Origin of the sequence: Pseudoalteromonas sp. SR45-5, from assembly GCF_014163565.1 — a bacterium.
GTDB lineage: Bacteria > Pseudomonadota > Gammaproteobacteria > Enterobacterales > Alteromonadaceae > Pseudoalteromonas > Pseudoalteromonas distincta.
This window is the reverse complement of record NZ_JACJDN010000404.1, coordinates 1-3,787: the sequence shown is the minus strand read 5'-3', so window position 1 is coordinate 3,787 and position 3,787 is coordinate 1. Positions and strand designations below refer to the sequence as shown.

Here is a 3,787-nt window from a genome sequence, read left to right as displayed (position 1 = left end):
GTTTTTACACCTTGTAAGGGACTTTTTATGCGTACCGCTGTTATTTCTCATCCTCATTGCCGTAAGCATAAAATGATAGACGACCACCCCGAGTGCCCAGAACGTCTAGATGCCATAACCGATAGATTACTTGCCAGCGGCGTAGATGTTGGCTTAACACACCTCCAAGCACCCAAGGCCGAGCGTGAGCATTATTTACTTGCTCACGATGAAGCTTTACTTAAACACGTAGAAAATACGCTACCAACAGAAGGGCTAGCTAATTTAGATGGCGATACGTGGCTGTGCCCCGATTCGTTTAAAGCGATTGAGCGGGCAGTAGGTGCAGGATTGTTAGCGGTTGATGAAATACTTGCCGATAAACTCGATGCTGCTTTTTGCTCAGTGCGCCCGCCAGGGCATCACGCTAATAAAAACTCATCATCTGGGTTTTGTGTGTTTAATAACTTAGCTATTGCTGTTAAGTACGCACAAAGCAAAGGGGTTAAGCGCATTGCTATTGCGGATTTTGATGTACACCACGGTAATGGCACACAAGATATTTTTATTGATGACGAAAATGTACTGCTTTGTTCGTTATTTCAGTATCCGTTTTATCCAAATACAGCGGTTAAAAATAATAGTCATATAGTTAATTCACCTCTGCCAATTGCCAGTAATGGCGACGATTTAAAAGAGGTGTTTGCTCAGCAATGGCTACCAAAATTAAAAGCGTTTAAACCTGAATTACTTTTTATAAGCGCAGGGTTCGATGCTCACCTAGAAGATGATATGGCAAGCTTAAAGTTTGTTGAAGATGACTATACTTGGCTTACCGAGCAACTATGTGGTGTTGCTAAAGAGGGCGGTTGTAAAGGGGTTATTTCGTATTTAGAAGGTGGCTATGCGCTATCAGCTTTAGGTCGCAGTGCTGTAGCGCATATAAAAGTGCTTACTGAGGTTTAAATAAAGAGAGTGTTTATAGCCCTAGTAAATCAAACGCCTGCGCAGTACTTAGGGTTTTGATTTTACCAAGGCAGCATTGCCCTTCATTTAATAAGTAAGCTGTAACAAGCTGTGCTAGTTGCTCGCCATTCAATTTAGGGCAAACAGTGCCTTGTAAATTAAGGTAGTCACCTTGCTTGTTAAGTACTCGCACATCGCTTAGCTCACTTTGCGTAACGCTGTGCAAGCACTCTTGTTGCTCTTGTTGGTTATGGGCTATCTCAAGCTCATTATAAATAACCAATAATTGTGGGTAGCTGTTTAACATGGCCCGTTAGCCTACGGTTACTTCATAAGACGTAAATTTACGTATATTAATAACGCCTTTTTCAAAGATTAAGTACTGACCTTTAATACCTTGTAAAACACCACTTACAACAGGGTCTTTATCAAAGTTAAATGAGCTGATTTTTGTTGGGTATTCGGTTACTGGAAAGTTTAAATCAACCACATCTTCATCAAGTTGCTCTATTGCTGTTGCGCCAAATAATTCACTGAGCTCGTTTAGCTTTTCACTAATTTGTGGGATCAGCTCGGCTGCCGCTGCTTTTAAGTCAATTGCGTCGTTTTGACCTTTTAGCATATTGCGCCAATTAGTTTTGTCGGCAATAAATTCAGCCAATGCAACTTCTACTAAACCAGATTGCAGGCGAGTTTGCACTTTAAAAATAGGTAATGCCTGAGTGGCGCCTTGATCAACCCAGCGAGTCGGTATTTGTGTGTGGCGGGTAATACCTACCTTTAAACCTGAGGTATTAGCGAGATATACATAGTGTGGGATCATGCAGTTTTCTTCGCCCCACTGTGGCTCTCGGCAAGTGCCTTGATCATAGTGGCAGGTTTCTGGTTTCATTATGCACATATCGCAACTAGCAAGCTTGCGCATGCATACAAAACAGTGACCTTGAGAATAGCTTTTTTTGGTTTTTTTACCGCAGTTAGAACATAAAATAGTGCCACTAAAGGTAAGCGTAAGCTCCTTACCTATAAATGCATTTAAGTCTACTAAGTGTTCACCTACAGGTAAGTGATATTGTACTGGTTCGGTTAAGCTCGATTTTAGTTTACGCAGTGTGCCTTGCATCTTTACTTGGCCCCTAAAGATGTTAAAAAGAGGAGTCTAACATTTTTAAGCTATATTGGCTTTTTAAGAAGTGTAAATAGTCGGTGTAAGGCAGTGCTTTTGCGTATAAATAACCTTGGGCGGAATCAGCGTTCATATCTTTGAGCAAGTGATGGATTTCTTGGGTTTCTACCCCCTCAATTGTTATTGATAAGTTGAGGTTATGCGCCATATCAATGGCTGTTTGTACAATAACTTGGTGAGTTGGGTTGTTAGGCAAATCAAAAACAAATGACTTATCTATTTTAAGCTCACTAAAGTGATAATTAACTAAGTAGCTAAGTGACGCGTAGCCTGTCCCAAAGTCATCCAGTACCACTTTAATACCTAATGCGGTTAACTCATCAACTAACTTTATAAGTGCATCTTGACTATCTACGAAGGCCGATTCGGTTAGTTCAAATTTAAGTAAGTGTGCCGGCACTTGGTATTTAATTAAAATATTTTCTACTTTTTCGGCTAAATTATTTATGGTTAAGTTTTTAGCACTTAAATTTACGCTAATTGTGTGCTCGTTATAGCCATTTTTAGTAAGCTCAACTATGTCTTTACAAGCTTGCTCTATTACCCACAGTGTTAGCTCGTTAATAATACCTGTGTGTTCAGCAAGTATTATTAGCTCTTCAATTGATAAGTTGCTGTAAGTTGGGTCGGGCCAACGTAATAAAGCTTCAGCACCACTTACGTGGTTACTTAATAAGTTTATTTGAGGTTGGTAATAAAGCGCCAGTTGATTTGTTTTGATTGCTTGTTGCAGCTTAGCGGCTAGAGCAACGTCCATCATCAGATTATTACCGTTTGACGATGACCCAACTTGATTAACGCTACCTTTTGCTTTTTTAAGCGCTAAATAACCACGCTTTAACCAATATTCAAAGTCGTTAGTCTTGCCTGCACTACTAATACCTATACTGTAACTAAGCTGCAGGTTTAGCCCTTTAATTTCATATTGTTTTGGTAGGCTACTAATTATTTTAGTCAGTAGTGTTTCTAGCATTTCTTGGTTTTGTGTTTTTGTAGAAATACAGGCAAATACACCACTGCTTAAATCGGCTAAGCGAGGACTGGTGTTTAAATCTGTTTCGAGGTTTGTAAATTCACGTTCATGGCTGAGTTCTAATTCAAGCTCTTTGGCTATATGCTTTATAAGTGTGTAGCCCTGAGAAGAGGTAATAATCGTATTGAGTGAATTAAAGTGACGTATTTTTATTAAACACAACGTTGTTGAGCGATTTTGGCTCTGTAGTGCCATAAATGCTTGTTTTAGCTTGGAGCTATTAAGTAATCGTGTTTGTTGTGTATGCGTGGCATGGTAAAGCGCACGTTCTCGCTGATACCTTACCCTGTCTGCTAATGCCATCGCCATTAAAATAACTTCGCACAAAATAGCGACTAAAAAGGCATGGCGGGTTGCAAAGGTATACGGTAAAACACCAGTGAGTTCCATAGGTTGAATTGCCGCACCAAAAATTAGCGGTATCCATGATAAAACATAAAACTTAGCCCACCTAAAACCACTGCGTAACTTGTTATATATTAAAATAATACAAGTAATATAAAGCAGTACCATTACACCAAAAAATATAGGAGCCGCTATATTTTCAGGAATAAACAAGCTACATACAGCAAGAGTAAACATAAGCCAAAGTAGAGCTATACTCATTTTGTAACGCCAACATT

The 3,787-nt window shown here is 39.5% G+C and carries 4 protein-coding genes; 1 reads left to right on the top strand and 3 read right to left on the bottom strand.

The genetic code is table 11. The annotated features are described in order from the left end of the window. Positions 1-27 precede the first annotated feature (27 nt). Positions 28-945, top strand: a complete 918-nt coding sequence (locus H5072_RS14095; RefSeq protein WP_182693877.1) for a histone deacetylase family protein — start codon at positions 28-30, stop codon at positions 943-945. A gap of 13 nt (positions 946-958) precedes the next feature. Here H5072_RS14095 and H5072_RS14090 read toward each other — a convergent pair whose 3' ends face one another. The 3 genes from H5072_RS14090 to H5072_RS14080 all read right to left on the bottom strand — a co-directional run. Continuing rightward, entirely contained in the window at positions 959-1,252 is a 294-nt protein-coding gene (locus H5072_RS14090; RefSeq protein ID WP_002957811.1) for a hypothetical protein, read from the bottom strand. A gap of 6 nt (positions 1,253-1,258) precedes the next feature. Next, the gene (locus H5072_RS14085) at positions 1,259-2,068 is read right to left on the bottom strand and encodes a DUF2797 domain-containing protein (protein ID WP_024597548.1); all 810 of its coding nucleotides are present in this window, start codon (positions 2,066-2,068) and stop codon (positions 1,259-1,261) included. Between the two features lie 22 nt (positions 2,069-2,090). Next, positions 2,091-3,787, bottom strand: a 1,697-nt coding sequence (locus tag H5072_RS14080; RefSeq protein WP_182693876.1) for a bifunctional diguanylate cyclase/phosphodiesterase, incomplete at its 5' end; no start/stop codon positions are given.